Origin of the sequence: Halorubrum sp. SS7 (assembly GCF_005435055.1) — an archaeon.
GTDB lineage: Archaea > Halobacteriota > Halobacteria > Halobacteriales > Haloferacaceae > Halorubrum > Halorubrum salinarum.
Map to the genome: position 1 here is coordinate 38,758 of NZ_SGXV01000014.1, position 19,502 is coordinate 58,259.

A 19,502-nucleotide genomic window follows, 5' to 3' on the forward strand; every position below is an offset into this window, starting at 1 on the left:
TTTGCCCTCGAAGCCCCCCTCTCGATCCGATGCGACACAGCCGCGGTTCCCGACGACTCGCGCACGGGTGTGGTGTGCCGTGAAGGTCGCGGACGCGGTGCCGGAGTTCGCCGACGCCTTCGGGTTCGACGAGTTCAACCGGATGCAGCGGGAGGCGCTGCCGGGCATCCTAGAGACCGACCACAACGTGGTCGCGTCGGCGCCGACGGCCTCCGGGAAGACGGCGCTCGCCGAGCTCGCCATCTGTAAGACGCTCGACGCGGGCGGCACCGCGCTGTTCGTCGCGCCGCTGCGCGCGCTCACCAACGAGAAGGAGAGCGAGTGGGAACGCTTCGAGGAGCTCGGCTACTCCGTCTACGTCGTCTCCGGCGAGCGCGACCTGAACCCCCGGCGCGCCGAGCGCGCCGACGTGCTGGTGACGACCCCCGAGAAGGCCGACAGCGCGACGCGGAAGCACGACTCCGCGCGCTACTCCTTTATCACCGACGTGGACTGCGTCGTCATCGACGAGGTCCACCTGCTCGACTCCGAGAAGCGCGGCGCGGTGCTGGAGGTCACCGTCTCGCGGCTCCGCCGGCTCCAGGACCCCCGCGTCGTGGCGCTGTCGGCGACGATGCCGAACATCGACGACGTCGCGGAGTGGCTGGACGCGCCCGCGGAGACGACGTACGCCTTCGGCGACGAGTACCGCCCGGTCGACCTCGAAACGGGCGTGAAGACGTACTCGCACGGCTCGAACGCCTTCGCCGACAAGTACCGGCGGCTCTACCGCGCGCTCGACCTGGCCGAGCCGCACGTCCGCGAGGACGGGCAGGCCCTCGTGTTCGTCTCCTCGCGGCAGGACACGGTTCAGGCGGCCAAGAAGGCGCGCGACGAGATCACCGAACGCGACATCCCGATCGACTCGCGGGACGACTACGACTTCCACAACGAGGCCAAGGAGCTCACCAACGACACGCTCCGGCAGTCGGTCACGGACGGCGTCGGCTTCCACCACGCCGGCCTCGGGAAGGACGACCGCGACCGCGTCGAGGAGTGGTTCAAGCAGGGGAAGATCAAGTTCCTCTTCTCGACGTCGACGCTGGCGTGGGGGGTGAACCTCCCCGCGCGCTGCGTCGTGATCCGCGACACCAAGTACCACGACCCGCTGGAGGGAGAGACCGACATCTCGCCGCTGGACGTGCTCCAGATGCTCGGGCGCGCCGGCCGGCCGGAGTACGACGACGTGGGGTACGGCTGGGTGGTCTGCGACCGCGCGGACGCCGACAGGTACCGCGAGCTGTTGCGAGACGGCAAGGAGATCGAGTCGCGGCTCGCCGCCGACCTCGAGTCGCACCTCAACGCCGAGATCGCGATGGGGACGATCCGCGGGCTCGAGGACGTGATGGCGTGGTTGGAGACCACCTTCTACTACGTCCGCGCGCGGTCGGAGCCGGACGCGTACGACTTCCCGACGCTCCGCGACCGCGTGCGCGACACGCTCGAATCGCTCGTCGACGACGGGTTCGTCGCGGCCGACGACGACCTCGCGATCGAGCCGACCGCCCTCGGCCGGCTCGCCTCGAAGTACTACCTCCGACTCGACACCGCGCGCCGCTTCCGCCGCCTCGCCGACCGCGAGACGCTGACGGTCGATTCGGTGCTGGAGACGGTCGCGGCCGCCGGGGAGTTCGACTCCGTCTCGGCGCGGTCGGCCGAGTCGGACGCGATCGACCGCATCCTCGACGGGCGCGACACCGACCTGGAGGACGGCCACCGCAAGGTGTTCGCCATCCTGCTCGCCGGCATGGCGGACTCGATCCCCTCGGACCTCCGGTCCGACGCGTGGGTGATCCGACAGAACGCGCTCCGCCTGCTCGCCGCCCTCGCGGAGTTCCTCGACCGCTTCGCCGGCCCGCGCGCCGCCAACCTCGCCCGCCGCGTCGAGGCGCGCGTCGAGCACGGCGTCTCCCGCGAGGCGGTCGCGCTCACGGCGATCGAAGGGGTCGGCTCCGGTCGCGCCGAGCGCCTCGCCGACGCCGGCCTCGCCTCCCCGGTCGACGTGGTCGACGCCGGCGCGGCGGGCCTCGAACGCGCCGGCATGAGCGACTCCGTCGCGGAGCGGATCGTCGACGCCGCGCGCGACTGCCCCCGCGTCGACGTCGACTGGGGCGACTTCCCCGAGGCCATCGCGGTCGGGGAAAACGAGATGTGCGAGGTCGCCGTCGAGGCCGTTTCCGGCGGCGCGCGCGCCGGGATCCGCGTCACGGTCAACGACGTGGAGATGACCGCGACGACGACGTACCTCGACGGGACGGCGACGGTCCCGGTCGGCGTGTTCGGGCCGCCGGACGCCGACGAACTGGAGTTCGTCGTCGAGGTCGCCTTCCCGGACCTCCCGCTGCTCCCCGTCACCGCGACGCGGACGGTCCGGGTGGAGTGACGGCGTCGCCCTCGCCCGCTGCCGGCGCTCCGCATCCCCGATAAACCCCGTCACGAGCGCTTTTCAGCCATTCCGCGGCCAGTCGCCCCATGCCGCAGCGACTCCGCGTGCTGGCCGGCGACTGCGAGGTAACCGACCGCGGCGACCGCACCCGCACCCACCGGGGACGGGTCGTCGTCCTGATCAAACCCGACGACACGACGCTCGTCCACGACGCCGACGGCTACCAGCCCGTCGCGTGGCTCACCCGCCCCGAGAGCGTCGTCGTCGAGGGCGACGGCGACGGGTTCACCGTCACCGCCCGCGACGGCACCCGACGGCTCCGGATCGTCGCGGCGGAGGCGACCGCGAGCCGGGCCCTCCCCGTCACCGAGGCCGGCGTCCCGGTCGGGACCTGCCCGGACGACGGCGGGCCGCTCGTTCGCTCGCGCGGCGACGTGGTCTGCCTGGACTGCGAGGAGCGGCGGGGGCTGCCGGCGGGCGCCAGCGTCACGGACGCGACCTGCGACGACTGCGGGCTCCCGAAGATCCGCGTCGAGCGCGGCGAGCCCTTCCACCTCTGTCTCGACCCGGGCTGTGACCCCATGGCGGAGGCCGTCAGCGACCGCTTCGACGGCGTCTGGGACTGCCCCGACTGCGACGGCGACCTCCGGGTCCGCTCCGCGCCCGGCCGCGTCTACCTCGGCTGCGAGAACTACCCGGACTGCGAGACGACCTTCTCGTTCCCGGCCGGGGTCGTCGTCGACGAGTGCGACTGTGGGCTCCCCGTCTTCGAGACGGCGGCGGGGCTCGGCTGTCTGGACGGGACCTGCGCGCTCGACGGTCGCGCGGTGAGAAACGAGGCGGACGCCGAGTGAGGGCGCCGCGGGACGACCGGCCTACTCCGCGAGCTGCTGGCGGCCCGGCGCGATGAGGCGGTCGAGGTACTCCGCGAGCGCGCCCTTCGCGTCCGCGGGGTGGAGCTCGCCGGCCTCCAGGTCGGCCTCCAGGTCGTCGTAGGCGTCGTACTCCAGGTTCCCGCCGTACTCCTCCGGGCGCTCGACGGTCACCGCGTCGAACCGCGGGAACACGTGGTACTCGAACACCTGGAGGACGGGGTTCTCGCGCTCGGCGCCGTCGTCGGTCGGCTCTGGGTCGGCCGTCGGCGGGCAGTAGGCGTCGTTCACCTTCGACTCGATGTCCTCGCGGGAGTCCTCCATCGAGATGGTGACGCCCTCGCTGGAGGACATCTTCCCGCGGCCGGTGCCGAGGTCGGCGATCAGCGGCGTGTGGAGGCTCGTCGGCGGCTCGCGGTCGATGCTCGGGAGCACGTCGCGCGCGAGCATGTGGACCTTGCGCTGCTCCATCCCGCCGACCGCGAGGTCGACGCCGAGGTACGGGATGTCGAGCGCCTGCATCAGCGGGTAGACGGCCTGCGACACCTTCACCGAGTCGCCCGAGCTGATCTCCGCCATCGCGCGCTCGGCGCGGGAGAGGGTGGTCTCCAGTTCGAGCGCGTGGAGGTCGAGCGTGTAGTCGTCGTCGAGCTGGAAGTCGGAGCCGAGGACGAACTGCGTGTTCGACTCGTCAAGTCCGTAGGCGATGAACTGGTCGCGCATCCGCTCGGCGGTGTGGCGGATCTCCTCGAACGACCCCTTGTCGTTCAGGTAGGCGTGTACGTCGGCCAGCAGCACGGTGACCTCGAAGCCCGCCTCCTGGAGGTCGATGAGCTTGTTCGCGGTGAGCATGTGACCGATGTGGAGCACGCCCGAGGGCTCGTAGCCGACGTACGCCCGCTTGCCCTCGGGGTCGTCGGCCAGCGCCTCGATCTCCGCCTCGGTGACCACCTCGGCCGCGTTCCGGGTGATCAGCTCGTGAGCGTCCATACCTCCGAGTGTGCGTTCCCGGACATATGACTTCTGGATGCGTGCCGACGACTCACGGGGAGCGCCGCCAGCGCGGCCGTCGACCGCCGGTTCCTCGGTTTCGAGGCGACCGGGTCGGGGTCACTCCTCGGTCTCGGGCAGCGTCCGCCCCGCGCGGTGCTCGGAGATGATCCGGTCGATCCGCTCGGCCTTCTCGTCGCGCCGGCGCTCGGCGGCCCGCTCCTCCCACTCGTCGACGGCCTCGACGAGGGCCTCCTCGCTCGCGACCGCCAGCTCGTCCACCTCGCGGACCGGCACCGCGTCCGCGGGCACCACCGGGACCCCGCGCTCGAACAGCACCTCGTCGGCCACGTCCGAGAGGTTCCCCTCGCCGCGGATCACCGCGCGGGGCTCCGCCTCGGCGAGCCGCTCCGCGGTCCGGCGGCCCGCCCCGGAGGCGTCCCGGAGGAACACCACGTCGCCGGCGACGAGCCCGTACGCCTCGTCGGCGGCGTCGAGCGCGTCGAGCGTGAACTGCTCGACGACCTTCACGCTCACGAGGCCCTGCCCCTCGGCGACGTCGCCGAAGTTCGAGTGGTCGAGCCGCCACAGCTCCTTTAACGTCTCCACCTTCCGTTCGAGGTCCTCGACGCGCTCGCGGGCCTCGTCGCGCTCGCGCTCCAGCCGGTCCGTCTCGCGTTCGAGCCGCGAGACCGCCCGGCGGGTGCGCGCCTCGATGCGCTCCTCGCGTTTCGCCTCCTCCAGCTCGGACTCCAGCTCAGCGATCCGGTCGTCGCGCTCGTCGAGGTCTTCCTCCAGCGACTCGGCGTGGGACTCCAGCCGGTCGACGCGCTCGCGGAGCCGGCGGATCGTCTCCTCCTCCTCGGTGCGCTCCGGCTCCGTGGGGTCCGTCTCCGCCTCGTCGCCCCCGTCGTCTCCGTCGCCGTCGTCCTCGCTCAGGTCCTCGATGACGGCCTCAACCGACGAGCCGCCGGCGACGACGCCGGCGATCACCGCCTCGCGGTCGAGCCGCGGCGGCGTCTTCGCCGCGATCCGCTCGAACTGGTCCTCGTGGTCGTCGTAGGCGTACAGCGCGGCGGCGAGCGCGTCGCGCTCGTGGTCGTTGTCGTAGCTCGCCTCGCGGGTGCGGTGGAGCTTCTCGTCGACCGGGAGGTCCGTCGTGGGGCGCCACCCGGCGGCGTCGAACGAGCGCCGGAACTTCTCGACGGTCTCCGGCATCGGCTCCACGTCGGCGGCGACGATGATCGGCCGCCCCTGCTCGACGATCCACTCGGTCACCTCGGCGGTGTCGCCGGTGCGCGAGGAGTAGAGCGCGTGGACGGTGCCGTCGAGGCCGACGACCGCGGCCGCGGTGGTGGTGCCGGGGTCGATGCCGACGATGACGCGGTCGCGCCGCTTCACCAGCGGCTCGTACTCGATGCCGTCGCGGCGCTCGCGCTCCACCTCGACGCGCACGTCGCCGGCCCGCGAGTCCGAGACGGGGATGTCCTCCGGGCGGGCTTCGACCGTGAACGTCGCGTTCGCGTAGCCGCCGTACTTCTCGGTCACGTCGCGCTCGAAGTCGAGGTTCGCCTCGTTCAGCTTCGACTGGACCTGCCGCGTCCGCTTCCGGACGTTGCCGTGAATCCGCCGGGTGTAGCGGTCCTGGCTCCACCCGCCCTTGCCCGTCGAGCGGCCGCGGGACACCTTCACCGTCGTCTCGTCGGTGAAGGCGGTCACCTCGTGGCCGACGTTGGCCGCGGCGAGCCGCGCGGCCGCCTCCGCCTCCTTCATCGGCTCCTTCCCGTAGGGGATCCCGTGCCGGGAGGCGACCCGCGAGAGCGGCTCCGGGCGCTCGGCGCCGGTCACCTGGACCAGCCGCGTCCCGTCCGGCAGCGACCGGAGGAAGCCGACCAGCTCGTTCTTGTCGGCCGCCAGCTCGTAGGCGTTGTCGGTGGCGACGTAGAGGGGCTCGCGGTCGTCGATCAGCCGGCAGAGCTTCCGGAACGAGACCACGTCGCGGGTGACCCGGGCCATCGGCCCGTCAGCGTCCGGGGCGTCCGGGTCGTCCTCGTCGACGGGGTCGAGGATGACGAGCGCGTAGGAGGGGCTGTCGCCGCGGACGTCGCCGCTGTGGACGTCGACGCCGAACACCGGCCGGTCGCGGGCGCGGATGGTCCGGGTTGTCACGTACCGAGGTAGGTCGTTGCCGCGTATATACCCCACGCCGGGGGGTGCGGTCGGCCGTCGCCGGGGCGCGAGCGGTCAGAGGATCCGCGGCTCGTCGCCGGCCCCCTGCCGGCGGCCGCTGATGACGCCCGGCGTGCCGCCGGTCTGGATGATGTTGAACGCGGTCATCAGGTCCGACCGCGAGATGAGCCCGACGAGCGCGCCGTCGGCGTCGACGACCGGGAGGCGCCCGACGCCGTGCTCCTGCATGGTCTGGAGCGCGGTCAGGGCGTCGGCGTTCGGGTCGGCGGCGACGAGGTCGGTCGCCATCACGTCGTCGACGCGGTAGGCGTCGCGCTCCACCTCGCGGACCGACCGCGCGTCTTCGAGGGTCACCATCCCGACGAGGTCGTCGCCGTCGAGGACCGGGTAGCCGGTGTGGCGCTCCTCGAACATCCGACTCATCAGGTCGGCGACGGAGGTGTCCTCCGTCACCGTGTGGAGGTCCTCGCGGGGCGTCATCACGTCGGTGACGCTGACGCCCTCGAAGGCGGCCTTCAGGGTCGTCTGCTGGGCCTCGCCGGAGGCGGCGATGTAGACGAAGAAGGCGAGCACGATGAGCAAGAGCTGGAAGGTGAACAGGCCGACGATCCCCATCAGGAACGCGAACACCTTCCCCACGGCGGCGGCCCGCTGGGTCGCCTGCGCGTGCGGCTGGTTCCGCGCGAGCAGCGCCCGGAGGACCCGGCCGCCGTCCATCGGGAACGCGGGGAGCATGTTGAACACCGCGAGCACGACGTTCAACAGCGCGAGGTAGCCGAAGACGAACAGCACGGCGTTCGAGCCCATCGGCGCGACGAGGACGACGGCGTAGCAGGCCACCCCGACCGCGACGCTGACGAGCGGGCCGGCGATCGCGATCCAGAACTCGTGTCTCCAGTCCTCGGGGAACTCGGCGAAGCTGGCGAGGCCGCCGAGCAGCCACAGCGTGATCGACTCGATCTCGTAGCCGTACCGCATGGCGACGAGCGAGTGGCCGAACTCGTGGAGCAGCACGCCCACGAACAGCCCCACCGCGGCCGACAGCCCGAGGATCCACGGCGTGGTCCCGGTCGCGACCGCGGCCGTGTCGATGCCGAGCCCGGCGACCTCGTTCATCACCTCCGCGATGGTACTCACCTCTCCGCCGATGAGGTACGCGAACAGCGGCAAAACGAGCAAGAACGTCCAGTTGAGGCGGATCGGAATCCCGAACGCGCTCCCGACCTTGATTCCACGCATACCCTCGGGTTCGGTCGGTGGTCGGTTAAGTCACCGGGTCCGTGCGGTGATGGGTTATCTCACCGGGTCCGTGCGGTGATCGGTTAAGTGCCCCCCGCCCGTCACGAAATCCCATGAGCGACACAGGCGATCCCGAGGCGGTCGTGAAACGCGCCGACGCGGTCGCGTCCGAGCCGGTCGACGCCGCCGAGGGGCTCTCGAAGGCCGTCCTCCTCGACGAGTCCGACGGCGCCCCGAACTTCGCGATGCGCCGCTTCGAACTCGCGGCGGGCGCCGAGGTCCCGCGCCACACCAACGCGGTCGAACACGAGCAGTACGTCCTTTCCGGCGAGTACGTCGTCGGGATCGGCGACGAGGAGCATCGGGTGTCGCCGGGCGACGCCCTCCTCATCCCCGCGGGCGTCGAACACTGGTACCGGAACGCGGGCGACGAGCCGGGCGCGTTCATCTGTGCGGTGCCGAACGGGGACGACACCATCGAGCTCGTCGGGTAGCTACTCCAGGGTGCCGACCCGGTCGGCGACGTAGCCGAACTGGTCGCGGTAGCCGTTCGGCGACAGCAGCACGGGGTAGAAGGGCTCGTCGGCGAGCAGCGGCTCGCCGTCCGCGGCCGCGAACCGCTCGCCGGACTCGACGCGCTCGAAGTTGCGCGCGAACACCTCGTACGCCTCCGCGTCGGGCTTCGGGATCCGCTCGCGGAGCCGGAACACGGACACGTCCTCGCGGCCGCCGGCGTCGAGCACGTCGTCGGCGCCGGGCGCGGAGATGGCGCCGGTCGCCGCGAGGAACGCGCGGGCGAGCCAGTAGGCGTTGTCGGCGGCGCCCTCGGAGCCCTGGAGCCCGGCCTCCACTTCGAGCGTGTGCGGGTGCTCGATCAGCCGGCCCTCGGTGAACGCGTCGGTCTGGATCACGGCGTCGACGGGGAGGTGCGGCGCGACCGCGCGGGTCACCTCGTCCATCGAGTCGATGACGGCGAACGGCTCGGCGTACGACTGCGTCGAGTGGATCGCGAGGGTGGTACACCCCGCCAGCGCGTCGACGAGGTCGGCCGCGAGCCGCACCTCGTGGGCCGCCGCGTCGCGGTTGCCCGGGAACGACCGGTTGAGGTCGGCGTCGAGGTACCGCTCGCCGGCGTCGAGCGCCGCCTCGTTGGCGACGATCAGCCGCACCGGGCGCTCGGGGGCGAGGTCGGCGTCGAGCAGGCGCTCGACGGCGCGGGCGCCGCAGGGCTCGTCGCCGTGGATCGCGCCGACCACGGCGACCTCGGGCTCCCCGTCGCCCAGGTCGTGAATCTCCATACGACTCCCAGGCGGGCGGCGGATAAGTGGCGTTCGGATCGGCGATGCGACTACGATGTCGCCCGGACGAATAATTTGAGGCGGCTACTGATACGCCCTGCCGCTCTCAGGACTTGATCACAGCAACATAAGCAAACAGCCCGGTCAACATCGACACGATAACCGCGACGAGGTTGACTCCAGCTCCGACAGTGCCCGGAAGGTTGCTGTTGATCACTAACCAACTAACCAGCGTCAGAATCGTCATGAGCAGCCCGATCACCTGAGCAGCTTGTCTAACCACGATTCCACACCTCCAGGTTCACCGATGCCTTGGTTGGAAGCATCAGTCGATCATGAGAGCCGATAGATACTTTGAACGGCCGCTGAAACCGGCTTTCAGTGAACGAGGATAGTGATTTGGCGAACGTACATCGCCGTTACGTGAATGCGGAACGGGAAGATGAGGGTATACCAGACTACTTCAAGCAGCGATTGAACAACAATACGCAGAACGAACTCCTTCAAGAAGCCGTATTCCGAGAGTTATGGTACAGCGATGATGCGATACACTCTCTTGGGTCACTTGAGTCGGTGATTGATAGAGATCGTCAGACGATCTCTGACCGTCTCGATGAAATGGTTGAGCAGGGAATGCTCAAGAAGGGATCAATCAACAACGGGGACTATTGGTGGATTAATTTCCCCGACTCTGAGTACCCCTTACCGAGAGATACTGTCGTCCACCCAAAGCCGGATTCAGAGGAGATGTCTGCTAGTGAGTTCTTCGAACAAACACACGTAATAATCGGTGCAGTCGCCCTCCTAGCAACCGCTATCGGCGGCGGTATGGTCCTCTTTGGTGTATTTCAACCGACCGGCGATCCGCTCTTGCCTGTTCCTACTCAAGAGGTGCTAAATCTTGGAATACTGACGATATTTGTCTCATACCTGTTCCTTCTGTTTGCGGTCGTTGTCTGGATTATCAGTCAGGCATTCGACTCGGAGGATATGGATATCCGTGCGATGTTTGAACAAGAGTAGATCTCGATAAGATCGCCAACCAGCTGTTGTCGATAACTACTGCGTCGTGATGTAACAGCCTATTCCACCCGCTCCGCGTACTCGTAGTCCGCGGGGTACGCCGGCGGGCGAGCGTCGTCGAGGGCGATCCGCCAGCCGTCGACCGCGCTCGGGTCGTCGAGCGCGGCGCGGAGGGTCTCCCGGACGTCCGCGACGTCGACGCCGTAGAAGTCGCTCGGGACGCCGTCGAGGTACTGGAGGGCCGTCTCGAACAGCGACCGCATCCCCGCGTCGTTGCCGAAGTCGACGCGCTTGTACGCGCCGGCGGCGACCTGGACCATCCCGTGGAGGAAGGCGCTCTCCGCGGTGCCGCGGCCGTAGTTGTACCACTCGTCCTCGAAGCAGTCGTGGCTCTCGTGGTAGGCGGCGTCGTTGAACAGCCGGACCCCGTGTTCGGTCGCGCGCCGGAGCGTCGCGTGCTCCCAGTACCCCCCGACGGCCCCCGCGTCGGCCGCGCCGTCCGCCGACGCCTCCCCGTCGCCGGACGGCTCGCCGCCCGCGTGCCACCCGGTCGGGTTCCCGAGCGGCGGGGCGACGCCCGGGTCGCGGGTGTGGTCGTCCATGTGCGCGGCGTTCTCGCGGGAGCGACCTAACCGTTTCGCGAGGCCCGGAACCGGGCGGCTCCGCGACCGGATCGAACCACTCTTTCCGCCGGTCGCGCTCGGGGCGAACGAATGGCTCCCGGACTCCTCTTCGCCGTCGCCGCCGCGGTCGTCTGGGGGACGTACCTCTTCGTCCTGAAGCGCGCCTTCTCCGAGTACCCGCCCGCGGCGCTGACGGTGGCGGTCAACGCCGCGGCGCTCGGGTGGTTCCTCGCGGGCACCGGGCTCACGGTCGGGTTCGGCGACGCCGCGGCCGGCCTGTCGGGGCTCGCCGTCCCCCGGCGGTTCGCCGTCGTCGCCGGGACGAGCGTCGCGACGGCGGCGGCGTTCGTCCTCTTCCTACGCGCCATCGAGGACGGGGCGGTGTCGTACGTCGCGCCGATCAACAAGGTGATCCCGATGTTCGTCCTCCCGCTGGAGGTCGGGCTGCTCGGCCAGGTGCTGGCGCCGGTCCAGGTCGCCGGCGTCGTCGTCACCACGCTCGCGGTGTACGTCGCGAACTACGAGCCGGGCAGCTTCTTCGCGCCGCTCGCGCGGGCCGCCCGCTCGCGGCCCGCACAACTGGCGCTCGCGAGCGCGGCCTGCTACGCCGTCGGCGACGTGGGCAAGCGGGTCGCGCTCCAGGAGCTCGCGATCCCCGGCACGCTCTGGGTGCCGCTGCTGCTCGCCGGCGTCGCGGTCGTGCTGCTCCCGGCGGCCGTGCGAACCCCGATCGACGCGAGCCGGCGGGACGTTCCGAAGTTCCTCGCGGCCGGCGCGCTCGTCGCCGTCGGCGAGCACCTGACCACGGTCGCGTTCGCGGCGCTGCCCGCGAGCGTCGCCTCGCCGGTGATCAACACGCAGGCGATCGTCGCGGTCGTCCTCGGCGGCGTGCTGCTCGGCGAGCGCCACTTCCGGCTCCGGCTCGTCGCGGCCGTCCTCGCGGTGGTCGGCGTCGCCATGATAGCTGGTTGACACGCAGAGCGAGCCGTCGGTCACCCGAGAGTGACTTTACCGTGCGCCCCGTAGCGACCGTATGGAACCCCCGTCGGAGTCGAGCCCGATCGACCACGCCGAGTCGATCGTGAACGCCCTCGGCGACGGGGCCTACGTCCTCGACGGCGACCGAAACCGCGTGTTCGTCAACGACCGGCTCCGCGAGGTGACCGGCTTCGACGAGGACGTGCTCCACGCGAAACACCCCGAGCGGCTCGTCGAGGAGGGGTACTGGAGCGCGGAGACCGGGGACCGCTACCGGGCGGCGGTCGAACGGGTCCTCGACGGCGAGGCGGACGACGAGCGCGTCCAGCTCACGACGACGCTCGGCGACGGCTGCGAGATGACGGTCGAAACGCGGCTGACGCCGATCGAGAACGACGGGTCGATCGTCGGCGCGGTCGGGGTCATCCGCGACGTGACGGACCGGGTCGAACGCGAGCGCGAGCTGAAGCGGCTCAACGAGCGGCTCGAACGCCTCGCGGGCTTCCTCTCGCACGACCTCCGGAACCCGCTGTCTGTCGCTCGGGGGTACGTCGACCTCGCGCGCGAGACCGGCGAGACGGAGGGGCTGGCGGCGGCCGAGGACGCGCTCGACCGGATCGAGACGATGATCGACGAGGCGCTCGTGATGGCCCGCGAGCCCGAGGAGATCGAGACCGAGGACGCCGCGGTCGACCTCTCCGAGCTCGCGGCCGACTGCCTGGAGTCGGGCGACTTCGGCGACTGCCCCCCCGACGCCGACCTCGTCGTCGACGAGGCCGGCCCCGTCACCGGCGACCCGACGCTGCTCCGGCGCGCCGTCGGCAACCTGATCGGCAACGCCTTCGACCACGGCGGCGACGCGCCGACGGTCCGAGTCGGGGTCGACGACCGGGGGATCTACGTGGCCGACGACGGACCGGGCCTTCCGGACGACCAGGGCGACCGCGCGGCGCTGACCGACTTCGGCGTCTCGCCGGACGGCGGCACCGGGATCGGGCTCGCCATCGTCGAGCGCGTCGCGGCCGCGCACGGCTGGACGCTCGAAATCGACGAGTCGGCAGCGGGCGGGTTCCGCGCGACGCTGGTCGGCGCGGAACCGACGGCGTAAAGAAGGCGCCCATCCAACGCCAGCCCGCGTGCGAGGGTAGCCAAGCCCGGAAACGGCGGCGGATTCAAGCTCCGCTCCTGTAGAGGTCCGTGGGTTCAAATCCCTCCCCTCGCATCGCCGGGGTACACCCCCCGTGATGCGGAAGGCGCTCTCGGAGCGCTCTTCCCTCGCAAAACTTCACTCGGACCGCTGCCCCGACCAGCCGCGGCCGCGTCGCGTCCTTCGACTCCGCTCGCTCCGAGCGAGGTGGATTTTTATCCTCACCCCCGAACCGGTCCCTATGAGAGATCGCACGCGCCGCGACTGGCTCCGCGTCGCCGGCGGGGTCGGCGTCGCCGGCCTCGCCGGGTGTAGCTCGCTCGGCGGCGACTCGCCGGGCGACGGCGACTCGCCCGCCGCCGGCGCCGGGTCGGGATTCGACGAGGCCGACCTGCCGCTGGACCTCGCCGCCCGACCGCAGTCGTCGGACGGGCTCACGTCGCAGTTCCGACAGGGGCTCCGGAACCACGGCCACATCGACGCGACGATACCCGAGAGCGTCGAGGTGCGGTGGTCGGTGCCGGCGAACCGCGGCGAGCACTCCGCCTCGAAGGGCAGCCCGATGCCGACGCCGGCGGGCGACATCCTCGTCGCCGACGACACGGGCCGGATCCAGTCGATCGCGGTCGACGGGACGACGAACTGGGCGACTGACCTCTCCGACGCCAAGTGGGGAAGCCACGGCACCCCCGCGGTCGCCGAGGGGTCGGCGTACGTCGGCACCTACGACGGCGTCGTCTCCGCGGTCTCGGTCGCGACCGGCGAGATCGAGTGGCAGACCGACGTCGGCGACGCGGCCGCCGCCAGCCCGACGTACCACGACGGCACGCTGTACCTCGCCGTCGAGTTCACGCCGCCGAGCGGCGCCGCCGTCGCGCTCGACGCCGAGAGCGGCGAGGAGGTGTGGCGCGACGGCCGGCCGACCGACCACCCGCACTCGACGATCGCGGTCGACCTCGACCGCGACCGCTTCCTGTTCGGCGCCAACGACGGCCGCGTCTACGCGTGGTCCGTCTCCGACCGCGAGCGCGCGTGGACCTTCGACACCGGCGGCGACGTCAAGGCGCCGATCGCGGTCAGCCGCGGAATCGCGGTGGTGCCGTCGTGGGCGGGCACCGTCACCGCCGTCGATGTCGCCGACGGCTCCGGGCTCTGGGCGTTCGAGACCGACGAGTCCGTGTCGCCGTCGGACGAGCCCGACCCGATCCGCACGGGCGGCGTCATGTGCGCGCCGGCGGTCCACGACGGGACGGTGTACGTCGGGAGCCACGACACGAACGTCTACGCGATCGATCTGGCGACCGGCGAGGAGCTGTGGTCGACCCCGACGGACGGGTGGATCACCGGGAACGTCACCGTGACGAACGGGCACGTCCTCGTCGGCTCGTACGACCACCACCTCTACGCGCTCGACCGCGGGGACGGCTCGGTGACCTGGGCGGTCGAGGGCAACGGCGAGGTGACCAGCGCGCCGTTCGTCACCGACGACGGGATCTACTACACCGAGCGCGCCCCGGAGGACACCGACGAGCCCGGCATGTGCTACCGGCTCGCCGCGCCGGAGTGAGCCGGCCCCCCGCCGGGGGTCGGACGGTGCCGCAGCGGACAGTCACGAACGTCCACCCGAAACGGAGGGTCCGAAACGGTTTTGCCGGCGCCTGACGGACGGTCGATATGCCAGCAGATCCCGACACGGGGTACGACCCCTCGCTGGGTCGGAAGTTCGTGTTCGTCACGGGCGGTGTGATGTCCGGGCTGGGCAAGGGCATCACGGCCGCCAGCACCGGGCGCCTTCTCGCCAACGCGGGCTTCGACGTGACCGCCGTCAAGGTGGACCCGTACCTCAACGTCGACGCCGGGACGATGAACCCGTACGAGCACGGCGAGGTGTACGTGCTCAAGGACGGCGGCGAGGTCGACCTCGACCTAGGCAACTACGAGCGCTTCCTCGGCACCGACATGACGTTCGACCACAACGTCACCACGGGGAAGACGTACGAGCACGTCATCGAGCGCGAGCGCGCCGGCGACTACCTCGGGAAGACGGTTCAGATCATCCCGCACGTCACCGACGACATCAAGCGCCGGATCCGCGAGGCCGCCGAGGGCTCCGACGTCTGCCTCGTCGAGATCGGCGGGACCGTCGGCGACATCGAGTCGATGCCGTTCCTCGAAGCCCTCCGGCAGTTCGCCCACGAGGAGGACGACGAGGACATCCTCTTCACCCACGTCACTCTCGTCCCGTACTCGAAGAACGGCGAGCAGAAGACGAAGCCGACCCAACACTCCGTGAAGGAACTGCGCTCGATCGGGCTCCAGCCGGACGTCCTCGTCGGCCGCTCCGAGGACCGGCTCGACCCGGAAACGAAAGAGAAGATCGCCCTGTTCTGTGACGTGTCCACGGACGCCGTCTTCTCGAACCCCGACGTGGAGGACATCTACCACGTCCCGCTGATGGTCGAAGACGAGGGGTTAGACGAGTACGTGATGGAGCGGCTCGGCCTCGCCGACGAGGCGCTCCCGAAGGCGGAGCGGTCGACCGAGTGGCGGGACCTCGTCACCCGCGACCGCGACGAGGAGATCGACGTGGCGCTCGTCGGCAAGTACGCCCTCGAAGACGCCTACATGTCCATCCACGAGGCGCTGAAACACGCGGGCATCCAGACCGGCACCGAGGTGAACGTGCTGTGGGTCGACGCCGACGAGACGCGGGAGGAACACGAGCAGCGGCTCGCGACGGCCGACGCGGTCGTCGTCCCCGGCGGGTTCGGCTCCCGCGGCACGGACGGGAAGATCGAGGCGGTCCGCTACGCCCGCGAGAACGACGTGCCGTTCCTCGGGCTCTGCCTTGGCTTCCAGATGGCCGTCGTCGAACACGCGCGGAACGTCCTCGGGCTCGACGGCGCCCACTCGGCGGAGATCGACCCCGACACGCCCCACCCCGTCATCGACCTCCTCCCCGAGCAGTACGAGACGGAAGACATGGGCGGGACGATGCGGCTCGGCGCCCACGAGACCGACATCGAGCCCGACACGCTCGCGGCCGAGGTGTACGGCGCCGACGCCTGCACGGAGCGCCACCGCCACCGCTACGAGGTGAACCCCAAGTACATCGACGACCTGGAGGCCGACGGGCTCGTCTTCTCCGGCCGCGCGGACAACCGGATGGAGATCCTCGAACGCCCGGACCACCCGTTCTTCTTCGGCACGCAGGCGCACCCCGAGTTCCGGTCGCGCCCGGACCGGGCGAGCCCGCCGTTCGTCTCCCTCGTCGAGGCGGCGCTGGGATCGACGGACACAACAGAGCGGAACGCGGACGTGAGGCTATAGATGGTCGAGACGGAGGAATTCATCGCGGAGGCGAAAGCGGAGATACGGGAGGCGATCGGCGACGCGAACGCCGTCATCGCCCTCTCCGGCGGGGTCGACTCCTCGGTCGCGGCGACGCTCGCGTACGAGGCGGTCGGCGACCAGCTCACCCCCGTCTACGTCGACACGGGGCTGATGCGGAAGGGAGAGACCGCGGAGATCCGTGACACGTTCGACTTCATGGAGTCGCTGCGGGTGATCGAGGCCCAAGACCGGTTCTTCGACCGCCTCGCGGGCGTCACGGACCCCGAGGAGAAGCGCCACGTCATCGGCGAGGGGTTCATCGACGAGTTCGAGACGGTCGCGCGCGACGTGGACGCCGACTACCTCGTTCAGGGGACGATCTACCCCGACCGCATCGAGTCGGAGGGGAACATCAAGTCGCACCACAACGTCGGCGGCCTCCCCGAGGTCGTCGACTTCGAGGGGATCGTCGAGCCCGTGCGCGACCTCTACAAGGACGAGGTGCGCGAGGTGGCCCGCGCGCTCGGCCTCGAAGAGATCATCTCCGAGCGGATGCCGTTCCCCGGGCCCGGACTCGCCGTTCGGATCGTCGGCGAGGTCACGCCCGAGAAGGCCGCGGTCGCCCGCGAGGCGACCCACGTCGTCGAGGAGGAACTGGCGGAGTACGACCCGTGGCAGGCGTTCGCCGCGGTCCTCGGCAAGGCGACCGGCGTCAAGGGCGACAACCGCGTCCACGGCTGGGTCGTCGCCGTGCGCTCCGTCGAGAGCCGCGACGGCATGACCGCCCGGGCACAGGAGATCGACTGGAGCACGCTCCAGCGCATCCAGAGCCGGATCACCGGCGAGAACGAGAACGTGGCGCGCGTGGTGTACGACGTGACCCACAAGCCGCCCGCGACGATCGAGTACGAGTGATGGCGGAGCCGTCAGCCCGCCCCGACGGCGGCCGCGCAGAGGGCCGACTCGCGGTCGTCGCCGGCCCCGACCAACACGGCCTCGGCGAGAAGCTCGCCGCGCTGGGCGTCGAGGTCCGCCGGATCGAGGGGCTCGTCACGGCGCCGAAGCTCGAAGACGCGGGCGTCGCCGACGCCGCCTACTTCGTCCTCACCGACGTCGAGGAGGCGACCGGCATCCCGGTGGCCAAGGAGCTGAACCCCGAGGTCCGCGTCGTCACCTACGCGAGCCGGTCGCTGCCGGAGTTCGTCGCGACGGTCGCCGACCTCGCGGTCGACCCCGACCTGCTGGACGCCGCGACGGTCGCCGAGGAGCTGCTCTCCGACGACGGCGAGCCGTGAGCGGGGACGACGCCGGCGACGCGGCCGGACGCGAGGGCGACGCCGACGCGACGACCGTCTCTGTCACCCTCTACACCCGCGAGGACTGCTCGCTGTGCGTCGTCGCCCGCGAGACGATAGAGTCGGTCGCGGCCGACCTCGACGGCGTGACGGTCGCCCTCGACGTGGTCGACGTGGACACCGACCCGGAGCTCGCCGACGAGTACGGCGAGCGCGTCCCGTACGTGTTGGTCGACGGCAACCCGGCGTTCAAGTACGAGGTCGACGAGCGCGACCTGCGGCTGAAGCTCTTGGCCGCGACCTGACTCGAAAAAAGCCCGCTCGGCCCGCGCCGCGTCGCCTACTTCTCGACCGTCTCCGCGCCGGGCGCGTTCGCCTTCACGCGGGTCACGGCCTCGACGGCGTTCGACCGGGCGGCGTACCCCTCGCCGGAGTCGGCGAGGACGTTGCCGTTGCGGTGGCGGAGCCGCCAGCGCCACTTGCCCCCCGCGTCCTCGTAGATCTCGAACGCCGCGCTCCCGGCGGCTAACGCCCTCGCGTCGGGCGCGTACTCGCTCACGCGCTCGACCGCGTCGGTCGCGTTGGACTTCGAGGCGTACCCCTCGCCGGAGTCGGCGATGATGTTCCCGTTGTCGTGGACGAGCCGCCAGCGCCACTTGCCCCCCGCGTCCTCGTACACCTCGAAGGTCGCTTTGCTCTCGGACGCGCGCCCCTCGTCGTCGCCGTCGGGGAATTCGAGCCCGGCGCCCCCGGCGTTCGACCTGACGCTGTCGAGGCCCTGTCGAGCCTTCTGTCGGGAGGCGTACCCCTGGCCGGAGTCGGCGATGACGTTGCCGTTCTCGTGGACGAGCCGCCAGCGCCACTTGCCCCCCGCGTCCTCGTACACCTCGAACGCCGCGGGGTCGATCCGGAGGTAGTCCGCGGCGGCGGCGTGGTCGCGCAGCCGCGAGAGCGCGCGCTTCGCGTTGGACTTCGAGGCGTACCCCTCGCCGGAGTCGCCGAGCACGTTGCCGTTGTCGTGGCGGAGCCGGAACCGCCACTCGTCGGCGTTGTCCGCGAACAGCTCGAAGGTCGCCCGGCTCTCGGGGGCCGCCGCCTCGTCGGGGATGGCCACGTCCGGCGCCGCGGCGTCGTCCGGCTCCGGCCCGTCGTCGTCGGCGACCGCCTCGGCCTCCGCGCTCGGCGTCTCGATCCGGAGGAGGCCGGCGCCGAGCGCGTTCCGCCGCACGCTGTGGAGCCCCTGCTGGGCCTTCCCGCGGCTGCTGTACGCCTGCCCGGAGGTTGCGATGACGTTGCCGTTGCGGTGGCGGAGCCGCCAGCGCGGCCGCCTGCTCGCGTCCTCGAACAGCTCGAACCGGGCCTTGCTCTCGCGGAGCGACGCGGCCGCCGCCTCCGCGGCCGTCGCGTCCTCGCGCGCCGCGTCGAGCTCCGACTCGGTGGTCGCGAGCTCCTCGCGGGCGGTCTCCAGTTCGGCCTCGGTGTCGGCGAGCTCCTCGCGGGTCGCCTCCAGCTCCGACTCGGTGGCCGCGAGCTCGTCGCGCGCCGCGTCCAGCTCCCCGCTCGTCTCCTCGGCGGTCGCGGTCGCCGCGGCCGCCTCGCCGCGCATCCGCTCGTAGTCCTCGTAGACGGGGTCGGAGAGCAGCGGGACGACCGTCCCCGCGAGCCCGATGAGCAACAGCCCGACGCCGTAGACGGTGATCACGGTCGGGTCGCCGGAGGTCGTGAACCACCCGTCGGGGAAGATGTTCACGAACCAGACGACGCCGAGGACGCTGACCGCGGTCCCCAGGTACCCGAGGTAGGTCCCCGTCCGCCGGAGCGGGAACCGGATCACGGCCCCGAGCATGACGAGCGGGGGCGAAAGCGCCGCCAGCGCGTACCCGATACCGCGCCCGGTCGTCGCGGAGTCGGTGAGGAGGAAGACCGCGACCCCGGCCAGCCCGAGCAGCACGCCGAACCCGAACAGCCAGTAGCCGTTCACCTCGTCGACGGTCTTCGGCGTCCCGATTCGTCGCTCGTACAGTCCGCCGTCCCGTTCGGATTCGTTATCAGTTGACACACCCGTGTCAACTCCGCCCCTCCGTTTATA

At 70.7% G+C, this 19,502-nt stretch carries 18 protein-coding genes and 1 tRNA gene; 12 read left to right on the forward strand and 7 right to left on the reverse strand.

Annotated elements, in window-relative coordinates; translation table 11 throughout:
• The first annotated feature begins 79 nt into the window (after positions 1–79).
• Entirely contained in the window at positions 80–2,422 is a 2,343-nt protein-coding gene (locus EXE44_RS12660; RefSeq protein WP_137717444.1) for a DEAD/DEAH box helicase, read from the forward strand.
• Between the two features lie 89 nt (positions 2,423–2,511).
• Positions 2,512–3,279, forward strand: a complete 768-nt coding sequence (locus EXE44_RS12665; protein ID WP_199241213.1) for a topoisomerase DNA-binding C4 zinc finger domain-containing protein — start codon at positions 2,512–2,514, stop codon at positions 3,277–3,279.
• A gap of 21 nt (positions 3,280–3,300) precedes the next feature.
• On the opposite strand, the gene EXE44_RS12670 is transcribed toward EXE44_RS12665, so the two are convergent.
• The 3 genes from EXE44_RS12670 to EXE44_RS12680 form a co-directional block, all read right to left on the reverse strand.
• Positions 3,301–4,287: a tyrosine--tRNA ligase gene (locus EXE44_RS12670; RefSeq protein WP_137717445.1), complete on the reverse strand. Its 987-nt coding sequence runs from the start codon at positions 4,285–4,287 to the stop codon at positions 3,301–3,303.
• Positions 4,288–4,407: 120 nt separating this feature from the next.
• Positions 4,408–6,456 (reverse strand): DUF460 domain-containing protein, encoded by a 2,049-nt coding sequence (locus EXE44_RS12675; protein ID WP_137717446.1) that lies wholly within the window; start codon positions 6,454–6,456, stop codon positions 4,408–4,410.
• Positions 6,457–6,531: 75 nt separating this feature from the next.
• Positions 6,532–7,716, reverse strand: a complete 1,185-nt coding sequence (locus EXE44_RS12680; protein WP_137717447.1) for a CBS domain-containing protein — start codon at positions 7,714–7,716, stop codon at positions 6,532–6,534.
• A gap of 113 nt (positions 7,717–7,829) precedes the next feature.
• On the opposite strand from EXE44_RS12680, the gene EXE44_RS12685 reads away from it, so the two are divergent.
• Positions 7,830–8,210 carry a cupin domain-containing protein gene (locus EXE44_RS12685; RefSeq protein WP_137717448.1) on the forward strand — a complete coding sequence of 127 codons (381 nt, stop codon included), beginning with the start codon at positions 7,830–7,832 and terminating at the stop codon, positions 8,208–8,210.
• Here the strand turns inward: EXE44_RS12685 and EXE44_RS12690 are convergent, their stop codons facing one another.
• Together EXE44_RS12690 and EXE44_RS20260 are read right to left on the reverse strand one after the other, a co-directional pair.
• On the reverse strand, positions 8,211–9,014 hold the full coding sequence (locus EXE44_RS12690; RefSeq protein ID WP_137717449.1) for a succinylglutamate desuccinylase/aspartoacylase family protein: 804 nt from the start codon (positions 9,012–9,014) through the stop codon (positions 8,211–8,213).
• A 106-nt stretch (positions 9,015–9,120) separates the two neighbouring features.
• The gene (locus tag EXE44_RS20260; protein WP_158293461.1) at positions 9,121–9,297 is read right to left on the reverse strand and encodes a hypothetical protein; all 177 of its coding nucleotides are present in this window, start codon (positions 9,295–9,297) and stop codon (positions 9,121–9,123) included.
• 98 nt (positions 9,298–9,395) lie between these two features.
• Here EXE44_RS20260 and EXE44_RS12695 point away from each other — a divergent pair, with 98 nt between their 5' ends.
• Positions 9,396–10,037, forward strand: coding sequence for a hypothetical protein (locus tag EXE44_RS12695; RefSeq protein ID WP_137717450.1), 642 nt, complete (start codon positions 9,396–9,398; stop codon positions 10,035–10,037).
• A 59-nt stretch (positions 10,038–10,096) separates the two neighbouring features.
• On the opposite strand, the gene EXE44_RS12700 is transcribed toward EXE44_RS12695, so the two are convergent.
• On the reverse strand, positions 10,097–10,639 hold the full coding sequence (locus EXE44_RS12700; protein WP_137717451.1) for a DUF309 domain-containing protein: 543 nt from the start codon (positions 10,637–10,639) through the stop codon (positions 10,097–10,099).
• Between the two features lie 111 nt (positions 10,640–10,750).
• On the opposite strand from EXE44_RS12700, the gene EXE44_RS12705 reads away from it, so the two are divergent.
• The 8 genes from EXE44_RS12705 to EXE44_RS12740 all read left to right on the forward strand — a co-directional run bounded on the left by EXE44_RS12705 (position 10,751) and on the right by EXE44_RS12740 (position 17,718).
• Positions 10,751–11,632 carry an EamA family transporter gene (locus EXE44_RS12705; RefSeq protein WP_137717452.1) on the forward strand — a complete coding sequence of 294 codons (882 nt, stop codon included), beginning with the start codon at positions 10,751–10,753 and terminating at the stop codon, positions 11,630–11,632.
• A 61-nt stretch (positions 11,633–11,693) separates the two neighbouring features.
• Positions 11,694–12,746 carry a PAS domain-containing sensor histidine kinase gene (locus EXE44_RS12710; RefSeq protein ID WP_137717453.1) on the forward strand — a complete coding sequence of 351 codons (1,053 nt, stop codon included), beginning with the start codon at positions 11,694–11,696 and terminating at the stop codon, positions 12,744–12,746.
• A 30-nt stretch (positions 12,747–12,776) separates the two neighbouring features.
• Positions 12,777–12,860, forward strand: a tRNA-Leu gene (locus tag EXE44_RS12715).
• A 166-nt stretch (positions 12,861–13,026) separates the two neighbouring features.
• Positions 13,027–14,352: a PQQ-binding-like beta-propeller repeat protein gene (locus tag EXE44_RS12720; protein ID WP_137717454.1), complete on the forward strand. Its 1,326-nt coding sequence runs from the start codon at positions 13,027–13,029 to the stop codon at positions 14,350–14,352.
• A gap of 107 nt (positions 14,353–14,459) precedes the next feature.
• Positions 14,460–16,115, forward strand: coding sequence for a CTP synthase (locus EXE44_RS12725; protein WP_137717455.1), 1,656 nt, complete (start codon positions 14,460–14,462; stop codon positions 16,113–16,115).
• A complete protein-coding gene (gene guaA, locus EXE44_RS12730; protein WP_137717456.1) occupies positions 16,116–17,033 on the forward strand; it encodes a glutamine-hydrolyzing GMP synthase in 918 nt (305 codons plus the stop codon).
• Positions 17,033–17,413 (forward strand): CTP synthetase, encoded by a 381-nt coding sequence (locus tag EXE44_RS12735; protein ID WP_137717457.1) that lies wholly within the window; start codon positions 17,033–17,035, stop codon positions 17,411–17,413. The genes guaA and EXE44_RS12735 overlap by 1 nt, the downstream gene beginning before the upstream one ends.
• The gene (locus EXE44_RS12740; protein WP_137717458.1) at positions 17,410–17,718 is read left to right on the forward strand and encodes a glutaredoxin family protein; all 309 of its coding nucleotides are present in this window, start codon (positions 17,410–17,412) and stop codon (positions 17,716–17,718) included. Before EXE44_RS12735 ends, EXE44_RS12740 begins: the two co-directional genes overlap by 4 nt.
• 35 nt (positions 17,719–17,753) lie before the next feature.
• Here the strand turns inward: EXE44_RS12740 and EXE44_RS12745 are convergent, their stop codons facing one another.
• Positions 17,754–19,472 (reverse strand): HVO_2922 family protein, encoded by a 1,719-nt coding sequence (locus EXE44_RS12745; RefSeq protein WP_137717459.1) that lies wholly within the window; start codon positions 19,470–19,472, stop codon positions 17,754–17,756.
• Positions 19,473–19,502: the final 30 nt, after the last annotated feature.